The organism is Shewanella sp. FeAMO (genome assembly GCF_053653955.1).
In genome coordinates, this window is sequence record NZ_CM132201.1 from 4,551,858 (window position 1) to 4,567,150 (window position 15,293).

The 15,293-nt window shown below is 53.7% G+C and carries 12 protein-coding genes; 2 read left to right on the forward strand and 10 right to left on the reverse strand.

Annotated features, from left to right (window positions below):
- Nucleotides 1–67 precede the first annotated feature (67 nt).
- From ACWAU4_RS20320 to ACWAU4_RS20350, 7 genes are all read right to left on the reverse strand, one after another.
- Nucleotides 68–1,231 (reverse strand): VWA domain-containing protein, encoded by a 1,164-nt coding sequence (locus ACWAU4_RS20320; protein ID WP_107111241.1) that lies wholly within the window; start codon nucleotides 1,229–1,231, stop codon nucleotides 68–70.
- On the reverse strand, nucleotides 1,219–3,528 hold the full coding sequence (locus ACWAU4_RS20325) for a DUF5682 family protein (RefSeq protein ID WP_208125211.1): 2,310 nt from the start codon (nucleotides 3,526–3,528) through the stop codon (nucleotides 1,219–1,221). Before ACWAU4_RS20325 ends, ACWAU4_RS20320 begins: the two co-directional genes overlap by 13 nt.
- Nucleotides 3,529–3,555: 27 nt before the next feature.
- Nucleotides 3,556–4,635, reverse strand: a complete 1,080-nt coding sequence (locus ACWAU4_RS20330) for an ATP-binding protein (RefSeq protein ID WP_044735391.1) — start codon at nucleotides 4,633–4,635, stop codon at nucleotides 3,556–3,558.
- Between the two features lie 4 nt (nucleotides 4,636–4,639).
- The gene (locus ACWAU4_RS20335) at nucleotides 4,640–6,109 is read right to left on the reverse strand and encodes a DUF5691 domain-containing protein (RefSeq protein WP_208125212.1); all 1,470 of its coding nucleotides are present in this window, start codon (nucleotides 6,107–6,109) and stop codon (nucleotides 4,640–4,642) included.
- Nucleotides 6,103–7,482 carry an SWIM zinc finger family protein gene (locus ACWAU4_RS20340; RefSeq protein WP_208125213.1) on the reverse strand — a complete coding sequence of 460 codons (1,380 nt, stop codon included), beginning with the start codon at nucleotides 7,480–7,482 and terminating at the stop codon, nucleotides 6,103–6,105. The genes ACWAU4_RS20335 and ACWAU4_RS20340 overlap by 7 nt, the downstream gene beginning before the upstream one ends.
- A gap of 306 nt (nucleotides 7,483–7,788) precedes the next feature.
- Entirely contained in the window at nucleotides 7,789–8,274 is a 486-nt protein-coding gene (locus ACWAU4_RS20345) for a very short patch repair endonuclease (protein ID WP_208125214.1), read from the reverse strand.
- 58 nt (nucleotides 8,275–8,332) lie between these two features.
- Nucleotides 8,333–9,298: an HNH endonuclease gene (locus ACWAU4_RS20350; protein ID WP_145839372.1), complete on the reverse strand. Its 966-nt coding sequence runs from the start codon at nucleotides 9,296–9,298 to the stop codon at nucleotides 8,333–8,335.
- 250 nt (nucleotides 9,299–9,548) lie between these two features.
- Between ACWAU4_RS20350 and ACWAU4_RS20355 the strand changes: the two genes are divergently transcribed.
- On the forward strand, nucleotides 9,549–10,649 hold the full coding sequence (locus tag ACWAU4_RS20355; protein WP_145839373.1) for a DNA cytosine methyltransferase: 1,101 nt from the start codon (nucleotides 9,549–9,551) through the stop codon (nucleotides 10,647–10,649).
- 256 nt (nucleotides 10,650–10,905) lie between these two features.
- Here the strand turns inward: ACWAU4_RS20355 and ACWAU4_RS20360 are convergent, their stop codons facing one another.
- The 3 genes from ACWAU4_RS20360 to ACWAU4_RS20370 form a co-directional block, all read right to left on the reverse strand.
- Nucleotides 10,906–11,970, reverse strand: coding sequence for a phosphotransferase enzyme family protein (locus ACWAU4_RS20360; RefSeq protein WP_208125215.1), 1,065 nt, complete (start codon nucleotides 11,968–11,970; stop codon nucleotides 10,906–10,908).
- On the reverse strand, nucleotides 11,963–12,898 hold the full coding sequence (locus ACWAU4_RS20365; protein ID WP_208125216.1) for an NTP transferase domain-containing protein: 936 nt from the start codon (nucleotides 12,896–12,898) through the stop codon (nucleotides 11,963–11,965). Before ACWAU4_RS20365 ends, ACWAU4_RS20360 begins: the two co-directional genes overlap by 8 nt.
- 111 nt (nucleotides 12,899–13,009) lie before the next feature.
- Nucleotides 13,010–14,413 (reverse strand): hypothetical protein, encoded by a 1,404-nt coding sequence (locus ACWAU4_RS20370; protein WP_454290366.1) that lies wholly within the window; start codon nucleotides 14,411–14,413, stop codon nucleotides 13,010–13,012.
- Nucleotides 14,414–14,645: 232 nt separating this feature from the next.
- Here ACWAU4_RS20370 and gmk point away from each other — a divergent pair, with 232 nt between their 5' ends.
- Nucleotides 14,646–15,269, forward strand: coding sequence for a guanylate kinase (gene gmk, locus ACWAU4_RS20375; RefSeq protein ID WP_025888535.1), 624 nt, complete (start codon nucleotides 14,646–14,648; stop codon nucleotides 15,267–15,269).
- Nucleotides 15,270–15,293: the final 24 nt, after the last annotated feature.

Genomic DNA, 15,293 nt, shown 5'->3' on the forward strand with positions numbered 1-15,293 from the left:
ATAAGGGAAAGCTTCGGCCTGAACCTTTGGATTAAAAAAGCAGGCATCAGCCTGCTTCTTCATGGTATTACTCAGTCGCTCTAACCGTGGCTATGCCGGCGTCTGCCGCCCATTGCAGCACATCCTCCCTTTTTAGCGCCGTGGCCATCAACTCGGGAAATTTGTCCGGCGTACAGGCAAACACCGGGCTGCCGATGGCGGCAAAATCCGCGGCCATTTGGTTGTCATAAGCCGGACGCCCATCGTCGCTCAACGCCAACAGGGTGATCACATTCACTTCACGGCGTAGCAGTTCAGCGACCCGAGCCTTAAGCTCCTTTTCATTGCCCCCTTCATAGAGATCCGTGATCAGGATAAGGTGAGTCTTGGAGGGGCGCTCAATTTTGTCGGCGCAGTAAGCTACCGCTTGGTTAATATCTGTGCCACCCCCCAGTTGTACGCCAAACAACACTTGCACCGGGTCGGCCAATTCATCAGTAAGGTCCACTACCGCAGTATCAAAACACACCAACCGGGTTTTCACCGCTGGAATGGAGGCCATCACAGCCGCAAAAATGGAACTGTACACCACAGATGTCGCCATGGAGCCGGACTGGTCAACGCAAAGGATCACCTCGTCCAGATCCACCTGTCGCCGCTGCTTGCGGGTATAGCCCACCAGTTTTTCCGGCATCACAGTGCCAAGTTCAGGTTGATAGTGGCGTAAATTGGCACTGATGGTTCTGTGCCAGTCGATATCGGCATGACGGGGACGAAAACTGCGTTTGCTTTTATCCACGGCACCACGAATGGCCTCGGCAGTTTTTTGTTCCAGCCTGGCCAGGAGTTCATCTACCACCTTACGAATGACCTGCCGCGCCGTTTCCATGGTTTGCGCCGGCATCATGCTCCCGAGGCTGACGAGATCCGCAACCAAGTGCACATCGGCCTCCATAGCTTGCAGGAACTCGGGCTCCATCAGCATCTGTTTCAGGCCCAAGCGCTCGAAGGCATCCCGCTGCACCAACTGCACCACAGATGCCGGGAAAAATTCGCGAATATCCCCAAGCCAACGCGCCACCCTGGGTGCTGAGCCGCCCAAGCCCCCGCGACGTGTCTCTGAATGTTTGCCGTCACCATAGAGTGCCGACAACGCCTCATTCAAACGTTTGTCGCTGCCATTGAGGGGCGCCTGTTCCAATTCTGCGCCAAGGGCCAGTTGCCAGCGACGCTGTCTCATCAATTCATCCATTGATTGTCTCCTGCAAGCAACTTGCCCAGCCCTTCCAGATGGGCAGACCAGAGCGGTACCAAGGCATCATTCACGGAATACTCAGTGCCTTTTGCCACAGCTTTGGCATTGAGACTATCCAGCAGTCGGCGACGCTCCATGGCATCCAACTCGGCAAATACCCGCCGCAGCAACGGCAGACTCTCGACAAACGCCTCTTCCTCAAGCGACAGCAGCCAATTGTCCACCGACTGTCGCAACCTGGGGTCGTAAAGCAAACGTTCGGCAGCCCCGCTGAAGAAGCCCTCGAAGAACCCCTTGGCTTCGACAATCGGATTGGCCGGTGACAACATTTTCGCCATCAATTGTGCCAGGTAGTCTTCATCCAGGCGTTTGGCCTGATACAGCAGGCGACAACACAGCCCGCGGACTCCCGCATCACATAGGCCGGTATTGACCACTTCGATTAGCGCCTGCCACCAGCCCTCCATGACAGAATCTGCCACTTGTGCCAACTCCAACTGGGCATGTGCTCTGCCTACGGCCAGCCGGTAATGATTACTTTCGTCCTCATTCAACTGGCGAACAACAATGGGCAAGGATAAAGATGCCTGCACCGCCAAGCGTTCAATCAACTCATTGACATGCGCCAGCGACAGGTTTCTCGAGGTACCGTAGCGGCTGATATCCACCAGAGGAGGCAAACAATCCAGCAGATCCAAGCCCTCGGCTGTGTGTGCTGCACGCTCGGCCAACAGTTCGAAGCCCAGCTCTACCGCTCGGGGCAATTCAGCCTCCAAGGCCTCCAACACCAGGTTTGCCAGCTCACCCAGTTGTCTTTGCTCCCGCATGCGCTGGATGGTACGTTCGGCTGCCGCCTGTACCAGTGAACTGCCATAGATTTGATTTTCAACCAGTTGCACCGCAAACTCAGGTTGCCAGGCGATCACCCAACGCTCACGGAAAGTTCCTCGGCTGGCGCCGGCACTGCCCTGCTCGCCCCAAGGCACATCGAGCAGCCTCAGGCGATGCAAAAACCAGGATTTCAGCTGGCCCGACTCACTGCGCAAGTCGAGAGAAAGCTCCCGCGGCAAAGCCTCGCTCTTGAGACGGGTTTTCTTTTGCCAACGCTGCAAGTCATCCAAGAGGGGGGCCAAAGGCACATCTGCGGGTATTTCACCGACCCGGGAGCCGAGCAGGAGTTGCTGCGAAATCTGTTGCCACCACCTGGCTTCTCCGCCGCACATAGTGGCTATAGATGCATCCCGCGCCTCTTCGAATCCAGGACTGGGACGAGCGCGAATGGCAGCCAAGCTATGACACAGGCGCAGGGTCTCAATCACAGCGGCGGTTGAAACCATTAGCCCGGCCGCTCTCAACATGTCGGCAACCTGGGTTAGCCAGCGAGTCAAAGAGACCTCGTCATAACCGTGTTGCCACAGGTGGCTATACCACATGGGCGCGGCCACCCCGGCCCCATAGCCAGACTCACTGGCGAGCCTTGGGCTGGTCCAGGGGATCCAGGTTGAACTCACCCGCTTGGGCGCCAGTTTTGCCGGGAGGCTCTTCAATTGTGCCTTATCTTCTTTCTGGCTAACCTTGGTCTTCAGCCCCGGCAGATGCCAGGCACCGCAAACCACAGCGATTGGTCCCGCGTTTTGTTTGGCCGCCTCGGCAATTTGCAGCCGCATAAAGGCTTCTCGCTGGGCTTCTCTCAAGCTGTCGTTGGGCATGGCATTCCTGAGCTCGGCCATGGCCTGGGCCAACGCATCAAACAGCTCAGGATCGTCATCACTGCCCTGCTCTATGACATGATTCCACCAACTTTCACCGTCCTCATAACCGGCAAGCAAGGCCAGTGCTGAGACAGGATCCTGACGGAGCCGGCCCTCGTAAGGCGCGGGGGAATCTTCAGGAAGAGAGGCTGAATCTGTATCGTCAGCTTCTGTCGCTGTATCGTCGTCATCTTCCGACTCAGGCTCAATATCCTGCAGCCTGGATGCCAACTGCACAGATACAGGCAAATCAATAAAACGTACCTCGGTATTGGTGTTCAATGCCCAGAGGCACGCCTGATACTCGGGCGAGTATTCGGCAAAGGGATAATAGAGGCTGTGGCCTGTTTCATCGGTGACAAAGGACAAGAGAGCCACCGGCGGTTTCATCTCGTCACTGGCCAAAAATGGCACCAGTTCACTGCAATCAGCCGGTCCTTCTATCAGAACCAACGCCGGGTTCAACCGCTCCAGCGCCGCCACCAGCCGCCGGGCCGAGCCCGGACCATGGTGGCGAATGCCAAAATAATGGATATTCTTCATGGGCAAGTGTTCTCTGGCGGTCACGGCTCACAGCAGTTCATTGATGCTGTGGTAATAGGAGCTGTAATCACTGCGTTTTTTCAGCACAGTCTCGAGATACTCCTCGAGTACCAACTTGTCCTGCACAGGGTCTTTCACTATGGCGCCCACCAGGTTGGCTCCCACGTCAGCAGCCCCCAGTTGACCATCGCCGAACCAGGCTGCCTGACTCAAGCCGCCAACCATCACGGCAATAGCCTCGGCAGTGGACAGATTCCCCGAAGGCACCTTGAGCGCCATCTTGCCATCCAAGGTAGCGCCGCTTCTCAGTTCGCGGAAGATAGTTACCACTTTCTCAATTTCACTGCTGGCACTGGCGGGCACCGGCAGTGACAGGCTTTGACCCATCTCGACCACCCGGCGACGAATAATCTCTACTTCTTGCTCCATATCATCGGGTAGCGGCAACACCACTACGTTGAAGCGCCGCTTGAGTGCCGAAGACAGCTCATTCACACCTTTATCGCGGTTATTGGCGGTAGCTATGATGTTGAAACCACGCTTGGCAAACACAGCATCGTTCAGCTCGGGCACCGGCAACATTTTTTCAGACAATACGGTTATCAGGGTATCCTGGACGTCCGACCCCATGCGGGTCAATTCCTCCAGACGGCACAAGGTACCAGACTCCATGGCCCGGAACAGTGGTGTCGGCACCAAGGCGTCCTTACTGGGGCCTTTGGCAAGCAGCTGTGCATAGTTCCAACCGTAACGAATTTGGTTTTCATCTGTGCCTGCAGTGCATTGGATCACCTGGGTACTGTTGCCCGAAATAGCCGCAGCCAGATGCTCGGACACCCAGGACTTGGCAGTACCCGGTACCCCAAGGAGCAACAGCGCCCTGTCAGTGGCCAAAGTCGCAACCGCTGTTTCGATAAGGCGACGATTGCCTATGTATTTGGGGCTGATAGACACCCCGGAATCCGTAGTGCCACCGAGTAGATACTTGACCACACTTTTAGGCGTCAGTTGCCAATTCTCGGGTTTTTGGCCATGATCTTCTTCTTTCAGAGCATCCAGCTCGGCTTGATAAATGACTTCCGCCGGTTGCCTTAATACGTCACTCATCTTTTCATCCTTCTCGTTGCAAACTTACGTTAAATTTCAAATAGTCGAGTATTGGGTGCATGGGCGATATCCCCAGCGTCTTTGTCTCGGCCAGCAGCCACTGAGCACACTCGAGGTTCAGGCACAAACCCAATTGTTGCATCACCCAAGCGAGTTGCCGTTCCATCTTGTCCGCATCCTTGGCTTGCACCAGGGTTTTAAGTTGTTTAAGCAGTTCAGCCGTGGCCTTGCAACGGCTGAACTCAGCGACACTCAGCCAGTGCCATTCACTGCTAAATAGTGCGTACGGAGCATTGGGGAGCAGATCGCCGGGAGCCTTGGACAGTAGCGTCTGAGCCAGGTTGACCTTGGCTTGCTCGTTTAACCTGGATACCAATAAACCCAGTTCAGCCATGGGATTTTCATTTTCCTCAACGGCCCAATCGAGCAGCCGATTGGCCACCAACAACACCTGTTCCTCGGGCAAACTGGCAGCAACATTCAGCAGCAAGGCCTGATTGGGGCTATTGAGCCCCTTACCGGCGTTGTCGGCAAAGGACCACTGGCACAAAAGCTGCTCCAGACTCATGCCCAGCCCAGTTGCCAGCAAAGGCAAGGAAATGCTCTTCAGTGCGGCGCAGCGGTCACGATTCTGGACACTGTTTTTCAGCACAGGAGCAAGCAACACAGTTTCGCGCCGTAGCAGCCCCCGAGGTTTCAGTGACAGCCAAGTTACCAGCTCTGTGAGTGTCTCATCTTCCGCTTGATGGTTGCCCTGACCTAAGCGCATCTGCAATTGATTGGCCAGTTCCTTCACTTTCTGGGATCTGTCTTTTTCCAGAGATACCAATAAGGGCAAGTCTGCCAAGCTCAGTCCATCTGCCAATACCTGATAGAGATTCAGGCGTTTATCGGCGGCTTCCGAGGCGGCCATGCTTGCCAGCAAATCACGAGCGGTATCCGGCGACCGGCGCCGCAGCAGCTTAAGCGCAGCCAGCCTCTGTGCCGGGCTTTTATCGGGCCAGCTCTCTTCGGTGAGCGGTTCATCCCTGGCATCGGTAACCCAGCAAACCCAAGGTTCAAACTCAGGCGGCAGCTCTGCATCCTGTCGACCGGGCAGCCAGTCTTCGGGATGAGGGGAAAAACCACGACTCACCAGCAGCGCCAACAGCGCCTGATATTGACTGCCGGATGTGGTGGTCAGCGCCAGTAACTGCCTGAATGCCGGGCGACATTGGCCGGGTAATAGGGACAGACTCAGTTGCGGCAAGCCGGGCAAGGTTTTAAGCGCCCCGGGGGGATGGGGTTGTTGCAACAGGGGATACTGGCTGCAATAAGCCAGCGCCATCAGGGTGCGCTCGTCATCGTCGGCATCGGCGGGCACTGTCCAATGCTCAGGAAGCAAAATCGGCGCGCCGCCATCACCTATCAACCAACGCTGCTTGAGTTCGTCAATTTGCGCCAGATCCTGTTGCAGGGTTTCAGCATTTAGCATGAGATCATCCCCCAGGCACTGGTACAAACAGACAGAAGCTCGGCTCCATCACCACGCCAGCTGACAAAGGCCCCTTGCAAGTCTCCCTGTGCCAAGGGTGGCAAGTCTCTGCCCTTCACCGGAATTAGCTGCTCCTCGACACTGAGCCAATAACCGCCGTCCTCTGCCTGCTGCAAACGGCATGGGCCCAACACCAAGGGCACTGAAGTTTCCCATGGCAAGGTGCGCCGCAGCGTAAACAAGGCTTGCTCTGGTGTCACAGCCGAGGCTGCGGGCCAGGATACGGCTTCGGGTGCCAGAATCTGGTACTGGGTCAATATGGCGCGCTGCGGCGCCCTTGAGGGATAAAAGACCAGTTCCCCTTCAAGCAAGGTACCGGCCCTGAGGCTGGCCTCACGTTTGCCTGCCGTGGCTGGATAATAGTCGAGCAACATGGCGCCTGAGCTACACTGGCCATCCAGTGGCCAAAGCCAGGTCGCATGGCTAACCAAACCGTCCCGTCGGGTTTCGATACGCTCACCAAGGCATAACCAGCGGCCACTGACCCCGGCGGCGGCATTGGCCAGCAGTTGTTCTCGATTTTCCGCCCCAACCAGCGCCCGGCGAACATCGGGATCCTGTGGATTGATTCGCCAGGCCCGGGAAAGCAAGACCCAGACCCCCAGTTCTTCTATCAGCCGGGCCAGTTGCCGCTCAAACGGCAGTCCAGCCAACAAGGACGGTAATTCATCGACTCTGGATGCCAAGGCACTCGCTTTAGCATCCACCAATCTTGCGGCAATGCGTCGAACCCTGGGGCGCAAATCCTTAAGCAGTCCGGAAAGACCGGTTCGTTGTTGATCGCGGATCCACAGCTCAAGCTCGGCCAACCCTTCGCGTATGCTTTGCTCGCTGGCTTGCTGCGCCGCCAAAGCCCGCTTTTGCTTTTGCGCGGCATTCTTGGCGAGTTGCTCCGGGCTGAGCATTGGCTCTTCATCACCGGCGGTGGCGATATTCTTCGCCACCGAGGGCTTGTTATCCTCAGTTGCGGTGGCAGAACTGCGACGACGACGGGACAACCATTCCCCAACCCAATCAGGCGGGGTTGACTCATTGAAGCTGTCTTGGCTTTCACTGAAGATCCACATCAATGCAAGCACATGTTTACACGGGAATTTTCTAGATGGGCAGGTACACTTGTAGCCATGGTCGACCACATCTGCCATGGTGAGGTAGGGATTGGCACCCGATCCCTGGCACTGCCCCCAAATACTATTGAGTTCAGAGGCTACGCCCAACATGGGCCACTTGGATGTATTGAGCAGCTTTTTGGCAGCCCCCAGAGATGACTGATCCGGGGCCAGGTCCTGCACTACCTGTAATGGGAGTTCCATTTCCAGTCCTTGTTCTCTTGCCCGCCGCCAACGAATGAGGGGCAGACAAAGACGTCCTATCCTATTGGGCTAAAGACAAAAGCCCTTCAAATTCAAGTGCGAGATTCTGCCTGAATTAGACTGGAAAAGAAATTGCCTTTACCCGAATGGCAAGAGTTTTAGATAAGCATTTGATCTTAAGCACAGCTAAGGAAGGTGCGAACACTTGCCGACCCAGGTCAGCGTCATGATCGACTTTTTGCAGTAAAGAGCAGGGGAAGATGTGTGAAGAAAACTACCGGATTTGAGAGGGTTTTGAAGCAAAACTCAGGATTTTTGTACTGTTTCAGCAGGAGGTATTTCAAGATAATGGATATCTGAATGTAACCACTGAATAACTGTCTGAATGACTTCGGTTTCAGGCCGCCTTTCCTTACCCTTGATAGCACACTCCCACAGCACCAGAACCCGCCAACCGAGCTCACGCAGCTTGTCCTGTGCAGCCAAGTCCCGGGCTCTGTTGCCCAAGAGTTTGCTCCGCCACCACTCAGGCCCTCTATTTTGAATGGACGATGATCTGGGAAATTGAAAATAACGGCACTGATGCATATGCCAGAAGCAGCCATTAACCAAAATAATGGCGTGATACTTGGGCAAGACCAGATCCGGCTTTCCCGGCAAGCGTTTTTCATGCAAACGAAAGCGATATCCCAATGCGTGGAGCCGCTTTCTCAGCCACATCTCAGGGCGAGTATCATCGCCCTTGATGCGGGACATTTGTTGGCTTTTGCTCTCTGCTCCCTTGCCAATCATTCAAACTTGAAAACACCGTCTAGTAACATTTTAGTATTCTTAACTCCTGAACCTCATTTCAGCTTAATAATGCTCTAAGTTCAGACTCAGAAATCCTGTTAGCATGGACTTCATCATGGCAAACATTGCAAAGTGTAATCAAGTTCTCCACGATGTTCTTTCCCCCCAAAACATGATGGATGAGATGATGAAGCTCTAACATACTGCGTTTATCTGCCGGATGCATTCTAGATAAATCCCACCCACAACACTTACATGAGAACTGATCTCTTTCTAGGACTTTGACCCTCACCGAATCAGGGATTTTTCGGTCATGGGCCTCTGCTTGCTCATCAGTTGCAAGAACGTATACTCCAACAGGTAAATGCGCCGCACCCGATGCTTTGGTAAGAATTTGCCAACCGTCCTCGGTCCTCAATTCACGTACCCGCCTTGCCCATTCAGACTTATCGGATGCCAAGTACTGAAGCTCTTCACCGGAGACCTGTTTCCCAACATTTTCTTTTAAATATTTCAAAAGCTTATCTTTTACAGAAGTTTTTTCCTTTCTTATCTGGTTCGCTGTATTCCATCTATAAGCCGCATCACGGTCTTGCTTGTCCTCGAGTAAAAAGTAATTATCAGTTTTGATATCAGAATCCTTCAAGCCCCATACATGACCGTCCTCGGCAATAATATTTTTAAGAGATTTCCCACTGATTATTGGCCATCCAGATTCCACTCGAAGCTCTCTAATGCGCCTCGGGTACTCACTAATCCCCGCCACAATCGAAAGCTCCGAACCAGCGATTAAGGTCTGAGGGTACTGCCTCATATAAACCAGGATTCTTTCTCTTGCAGAATTCGCCTTCTCATCTTTTATTAGTGAACTGCCGAGGTCACGAAACGTTTCAGTAACTGGCAGCAAGGCCAGTACCTGTTCTCGTAACTCACCCGTTACAAGTACATTTTGAAAATTTGTAAGGAGATTCACCGCTTTCGCCCTAAGCGTTTCCGCCTCCTTTCGTGTAGAACGCCTCGCCATGCTTACCACCTTTGACTTCTTAAGTTTTGTAGAGGTTTGATATCGTGCGGAAAAGTTTTAACCATGCCGGATAAAGCATCACTAATCCAGCCTACAATTTCAATCTTGTCTCAGTAAAAAATCATCATATATCACCTTATAGAGAGTCTCTCTAATTAAAATGTATGTATAAACATACAGCACTTTCTGCTTGGGCAACGGCTTAAGCTGGGGTAAAATGTCAGCCATAGTTTCAAAGGACATACTAGAAATGAGCGTTAAGGTTATCGATTTATTTTGTGGTGCTGGCGGCTTAAGCGCCGGTTTTTTATGCAGAAGTGACATTGATTACGAATGTGTGTTAGCTATCGATAACAATCAACATGCTGTAGACACCTACAACGCTAACTTTCCCGGAAACCACTGCATAGCCGTCAACATTGAAGAATGGCTGGAAAAGCAAGCCAGCATTCCAGATGCAGATATTGTTATCGGTGGGCCACCTTGTCAGGGCTTTAGTCTTCTCAATAAAAAGCGAGAGGGTGACTCAAGACGTGCTCTTTGGGAGCCATACTTGGATATAGTAGTCCGATCCGGAGCAAAAATGTTCATAATGGAAAACGTACCCGGACTATTGAAGAGTGATGAATTCCAAGATATTAAAAAAAGAGCAAAATCTGAAGGCTTCTATTTGCATTATGATGTCTTAAATACTGCAGACTATGGCGTCCCCCAAACGCGAAAGCGGGCTATTGTAATCGGGTATAACTCTAGGTATTTTTCCGAATCAACTCTACCGGACTTTCCACCAAAACCCAGTCATTCAGCGACCCCTGATTCTGATCCAAACCTACAGAAATGGGAAAATGTGCGCTCAGTGATTGCTGATTTGGATGAGCCGTACGGGACACAAATTAGAGATACAGATCCTCCGTACGATCTACATTTCGGACGTACCCCAACTTTAACAAGTCTCAAACGGTATCAAGCAGTACCTCCCGGGGGAAATCGCTTTGACTTAATGAAAAATGCACCAGAGATTACTCCAAAATGTTGGCTCAATAAACCTTCAGGAGGTACTGATCTTTTCGGGAGGCTATGGTGGGATAGGCCATCAGTCACCATTCGAACTGAGTTTTTTAAACCTGAGAAAGGACGATATCTGCATCCCGAAAAGCACAGGCCTATTACACACCGTGAAGCAGCACGAATAATGACATTTCCCGACTCATTCAAATTCAGAGGCTCAAAAATTGAAATTGCCAAGCAGATAGGTAACGCCGTTCCAGTTAATTTTGCCAAAGCTATAGCTATATATGCATATGACGCTCTAAGAGGCGTATGTGAAGATGCAATACAGTCTGAAATATAAGATTTGTTAACTCCTGTTATGAAGGAAGCTATAACTTACTTCTACCTACAGTGAGTTTTCTGTCAAGCACCTCAAGATTCCAAGGAGGTATTCCTCAAAGCTGGCAATGACTGCAGACATATTATCAATAAATTATGTTACGTATTAGCGGTATATAGCGCAGACTAAGGTAAGTTCGATGGTTTGGTGCCGACATATGAATTGAAAAAATGCGGCACCAATAAGCCAGACTACTTCTTTAAACCGAGCGGAGCCCTCAAACCAAACACGCCTTAAGGGCCTCGCTCTGCTGCAATAGGCTGAGATAGAGGGTGAACTGGTTGGCGGCTCTGTCCAGGTTGTGGCCTTCGCGGTGGATATGGAAATACTTATCCCCCACCAGATAGTCGGTGAGGAAACGCACACCTATCATAAGACAAATCACCCGGGCACCCAGCCATAGACTCTGGCGCTCCAGTGGCGTCAACACCTCGCCCAGCTCTGCCAGGTAACCCCGGCAGATGGCGGCAAACACTTCGGGCCTGACTCTGACCTTCTCGAGTGCGGTGGAGTCTTCGGCCTCGGGTGAGCAGAAGGTGCGCACCATGTCGCCGAAGTCATACATCAGGAAACCCTTCATGCAGGTGTCGAGATCTATGATAGCCATGCTGGACATATCACGCTTGTCGAACAGCATGTTGTTGATCTTGGTGTCGTTGTGACAAATCCGCAGCGGCAAACCGGCACAGGTATCTTCAAGCTCCGCAAGCAGGGATTGCTGGGACAAGGCCAACTCGGCCCACTGCCGACAGTGCTGCAGGCGCCCAAGCGGGTCCTCGGCAACCGCCTTGGAAAGGGCTTCGATTCTGCCCGGCAGATGGTGAAACAGAGGGATCACATCTTCCAGTTCATGGGGGTCTACTTGGCTCAAGGCGCGGGCGAAATGGCCAAAGGCACGCGCCGCCTGTTCGGCCTCGGCCTCAGAGCGCACCACTTCGATGCTCTGACTAAAGGGCAGATAACTGATGGCGCGCCAGAATCCCTGTTCACCGAGATCCACCGCCAACTGCTGCTCGCGGGTCATCACAGGCCTTATCAGCTGCAGTTGATAGCCGCCTTCAGCAGCACACTGACTCAAATGCTCGCTGACCTTGGCCGCATTATTGACCAAGGCGTTGGGCGCGCGAAATACCTGGGTGTTGATCTTTTGCAGCACAAGTTCGCTATCGGCGCTGCGGATCAGAAAAGTGTCGTTGATATGGCCATTGCCCAGTGGGCTGATTTTGGCATTGTCAGGGATCCCGAAGTGAGGCAGCACCTGCTGCCGGATAAGCTCAAGCACCCATTAACTCCTGTAATTGCTGTTTCACCCGGGCGGCGTCCTGGGGATATGTCACTCCCAACCAGGCCTCGCGGGCGGTTTCCACCCTGACACTGCGGGTGGCAAGGTTTTGCTGTTGTTGGCACGGCTCTGGGTCTGGCTGCTCGATTGCATTTTGCACTATCGCAGGCAGATAACACTCGGCTTTAAGATCATCGCTATGGGTTGCCAAAAAGCGCCTGAGCCCCTGCTCCAGTGCGGTAAATATATTCGCCGAAAAGCCCCAGCAGGTCATGGATACCAAGGCATCGGCGGCTATCGGCCGGCGTTCGCCCTGAAGCTCTCCCTCAAGGCCATGGGTGCCCTGACGAATATCGAGCCACTCCTGCACCGAAGTCAGGTAACCCTTCCCATTGACCTCACACAAGCCACGATTCACCCCGCCATGCTCGGACAAGGTCAGTCCCAGCGGCCAGGCCACCAGCATCCATTCATTGGGATGTTGCCTAAGCCCCGCGGCCAACTGCACAAAGGCATGATCGCCATAATAGTCATCTGCGGTGATCACTGCCATGGGGCCATCGACCAGATGCCTGGCACTCCAGAGGGCATGCGCCGTGCCCCAGGGTTTTTGCCTGTTACTGTGGCGCTTTGTGATATCCCCTGTCCGCCTTGCCGATACCGGCTGTGGCAGATCGTCCAGCGTCTGATAACAAAGGTGCCACTCAAACCCGGAAGGCAGGAAGTCGCTTAACTGGCGACAGATCTCGCTTTCAAGCTCAGGGCGGATAACCAGTACCGCGCGGGCAAACCCGGCCTTAATGGCCGACCGTAACGCCAATTGCAGCATGGTTTCCCCATTGGGCCCCAATGCCGCCAACTGTTTATCACCGCCAAAACGGCTTCCCAGCCCGGCGGCCATAATCACCAGAGTTAATTTTGTATCCATAAACTGTCGAATATGCCGCGAAGAAAGCCGAGCCGAAAGAAGCGAAGCAGTATAACAGAATCACAGCTCTGATGAACCAAAGCTGTGGTTAACCGTGCACCAACATGCGCCCTATTCAATAAGCTGCCGGAAGGCAGGAACAGAACCCAATGCCGCCTGACTGCCCTTGAGGCTGAAGTCATAGCCGCAGAGCTTAACCGAGCCCCGCCGCGCCATATCCTGAACAATCACCTGACTATCCAGAGGGCTGAAGGCCGCTTCGACCTTGCCGTTATCGCCGATAACGACCGACATGGGCCGATAGCCAGTGCCATTGTTGAACACCAGCTCGGCGCAGCGGCGATCGCCCTTGGCGGTAGCCAGATCCCACAAGGGGCCAGGGGCGTCAGTATCGCCAAGCCAGCTCATACGCAGCAAGTCGCCATCGAGCGACAGGCTGAAGCTGTCCGGTAGGCGCACAGTCACCCTGTCGGATGTTTCGGCCGCAATCTCAGTAGTCTCACGGCCTGATGCGTCATTAGGCTCAGCCTGAGGCCACAGCAGCCATATGATCAATCCCAAGCCAAGCAGCGCTGTGACCAGAGCGGTTATGGCAAGGCCCTTACGCTGGGCGGCCGAGAGGCCGCCAAGCCGCTGCCAAAGTTGCAATATGGCATCGCGCCAGGAGAGCAGCAATACCGACAAGGAACCGGTGCGGTCTACCTCATCATCAACCCCAGGCTCAGTGCTATTGACCTTATGGCGGGCTTGCTTATCTGTATGCCAGCCAGGCTCTGTATCTATCGCTGAGGTATCGACCTCGGTCGGCGCCGAGTCGAAATAACGGCTGCGGCCAGGTCCATAGGATATGGCATCATGACTGATATCATGGTCGCTATTGGCGGCAGCAAAGCTTGCCGGCTCAGGCGCTGGGCTCATAGGGTGCTCAGGCTGCTGCCCCGTGGCACTATACCCGGCGCCGCTGTGGTGCGGTTGGTTATTGTCGTGGTCGCTACTCTGATAAACGTGATCATCTGAATAGCCTTGAGCGTGGTTATCTGCATAGCCATGAACATCACTGCCCAGAGTTGGCTCGACCCGTCTTATCTTGGTCTTACGCTCGGCGCTCAAAGGCACAGGGCCACAGTATCCCTGCACATAGTCTCGCTTGCTGCGGGCACCGCGGCCGCGATTCCCACCAGGCAACAGCGCCAAACCTGCATGCAGCGCCAAAGCCAGCACCAGGGCACCTATCAGATAACTGCTATCCTGGTCGGTACTCAGGGCCAACAGCAGAATGAGCCAAGGCAGCAGGGCTATCAGTGACAACCAGGGGTTACGGCCGCCATCACCCAAGCGACGACGGCAACTGAGCAGTAGTACGGGCGCCAGTAAAATCCCGAGCACCCAGATGAAACTGCCGCCACCAAAAAGCAACCCCAGCACGAGTAACAAAAGATAGACGGCGCCACTGATGGCCGCGTGCCGCAGACCATTGTCGTAACCCTGAATACAGATGAGCGATTTATACAGCACAGAACCCCTTAAAAAATCGACCGACTTATTGATGGCAGCCTAACGAATTTGATGGCAATTGTCAGCGCCACTGGCATGGCAGCATTGCCTGCCTATATAATAGCTGCCCTTAAGGAAGCTGCCTTGAACACCTGTAGCTGGCGCAAGCCAGAGTGCCGACAGGGCATAGTTCGCAGCTTCCCTCATCAGCCACCGGCTTTTTTTACAGTCAAAGACTTGGAACCCAAATATTATGAGTGCACGCGGAAACCTTTTTATTGTCTCGGCCCCCAGCGGAGCGGGCAAATCGTCACTGATTGCAGCCCTGCTGGCCAATAAACCGGCCGACAAACAAGTTTCCGTATCGCACACCACCCGCCAGCCCCGTCCGGGAGAGGTTCACGGCCAGCACTATCATTATGTGTCGGTGGAGGAGTTCAAGGCGCTGATTGCCGAAGAAGCCTTCTTCGAGTGGGCCGAAGTCTTCGGTAACTTTTATGGCACTTCCCGCAAGGTCATTGAAGAGACCCTTGAACGGGGCATAGATGTGTTCCTGGATATCGACTGGCAGGGTGCCCAGCAAGTGAAGAAACTGATGCCCGAGGCCATCGGCATCTTTATTCTGCCACCGTCCCGCGAAGAACTGGAGCGCCGTCTGACAGGTCGCGGTCAGGACAGCAGCGAAGTCATCGCCTCCCGCATGGCACAGGCAGTGTCAGAAATGTCGCACTATAAAGAGTATGATTTCATCATAGTCAACGACGATTTTGAGACTGCACTGGGGGATCTGAGCGCGATCATTCGCTCGCAACGCCTGACTCGTGCTAGTCAAATTAATACTCACAATGATATGCTTAAGGGTCTGTTGGCAGATTAATTGCCTTCGTGTACAATTTTGCGT

Coding starts and splice junctions, on each gene's coding strand:
- ACWAU4_RS20320 (WP_107111241.1), bottom strand. CDS start 1,231: ATGGATGAATTGATGAGACAGCGTCGCTGGCAACTGGCCCTTGGCGCA.
- ACWAU4_RS20325 (WP_208125211.1), bottom strand. CDS start 3,528: ATGAAGAATATCCATTATTTTGGCATTCGCCACCATGGTCCGGGCTCG.
- ACWAU4_RS20330 (WP_044735391.1), bottom strand. CDS start 4,635: ATGAGTGACGTATTAAGGCAACCGGCGGAAGTCATTTATCAAGCCGAG.
- ACWAU4_RS20335 (WP_208125212.1), bottom strand. CDS start 6,109: ATGCTAAATGCTGAAACCCTGCAACAGGATCTGGCGCAAATTGACGAA.
- ACWAU4_RS20340 (WP_208125213.1), bottom strand. CDS start 7,482: ATGGAACTCCCATTACAGGTAGTGCAGGACCTGGCCCCGGATCAGTCA.
- ACWAU4_RS20345 (WP_208125214.1), bottom strand. CDS start 8,274: ATGATTGGCAAGGGAGCAGAGAGCAAAAGCCAACAAATGTCCCGCATC.
- ACWAU4_RS20350 (WP_145839372.1), bottom strand. CDS start 9,298: ATGGCGAGGCGTTCTACACGAAAGGAGGCGGAAACGCTTAGGGCGAAA.
- ACWAU4_RS20355 (WP_145839373.1), top strand. CDS start 9,549: ATGAGCGTTAAGGTTATCGATTTATTTTGTGGTGCTGGCGGCTTAAGC.
- ACWAU4_RS20365 (WP_208125216.1), bottom strand. CDS start 12,898: ATGGATACAAAATTAACTCTGGTGATTATGGCCGCCGGGCTGGGAAGC.
- gmk (WP_025888535.1), top strand. CDS start 14,646: ATGAGTGCACGCGGAAACCTTTTTATTGTCTCGGCCCCCAGCGGAGCG.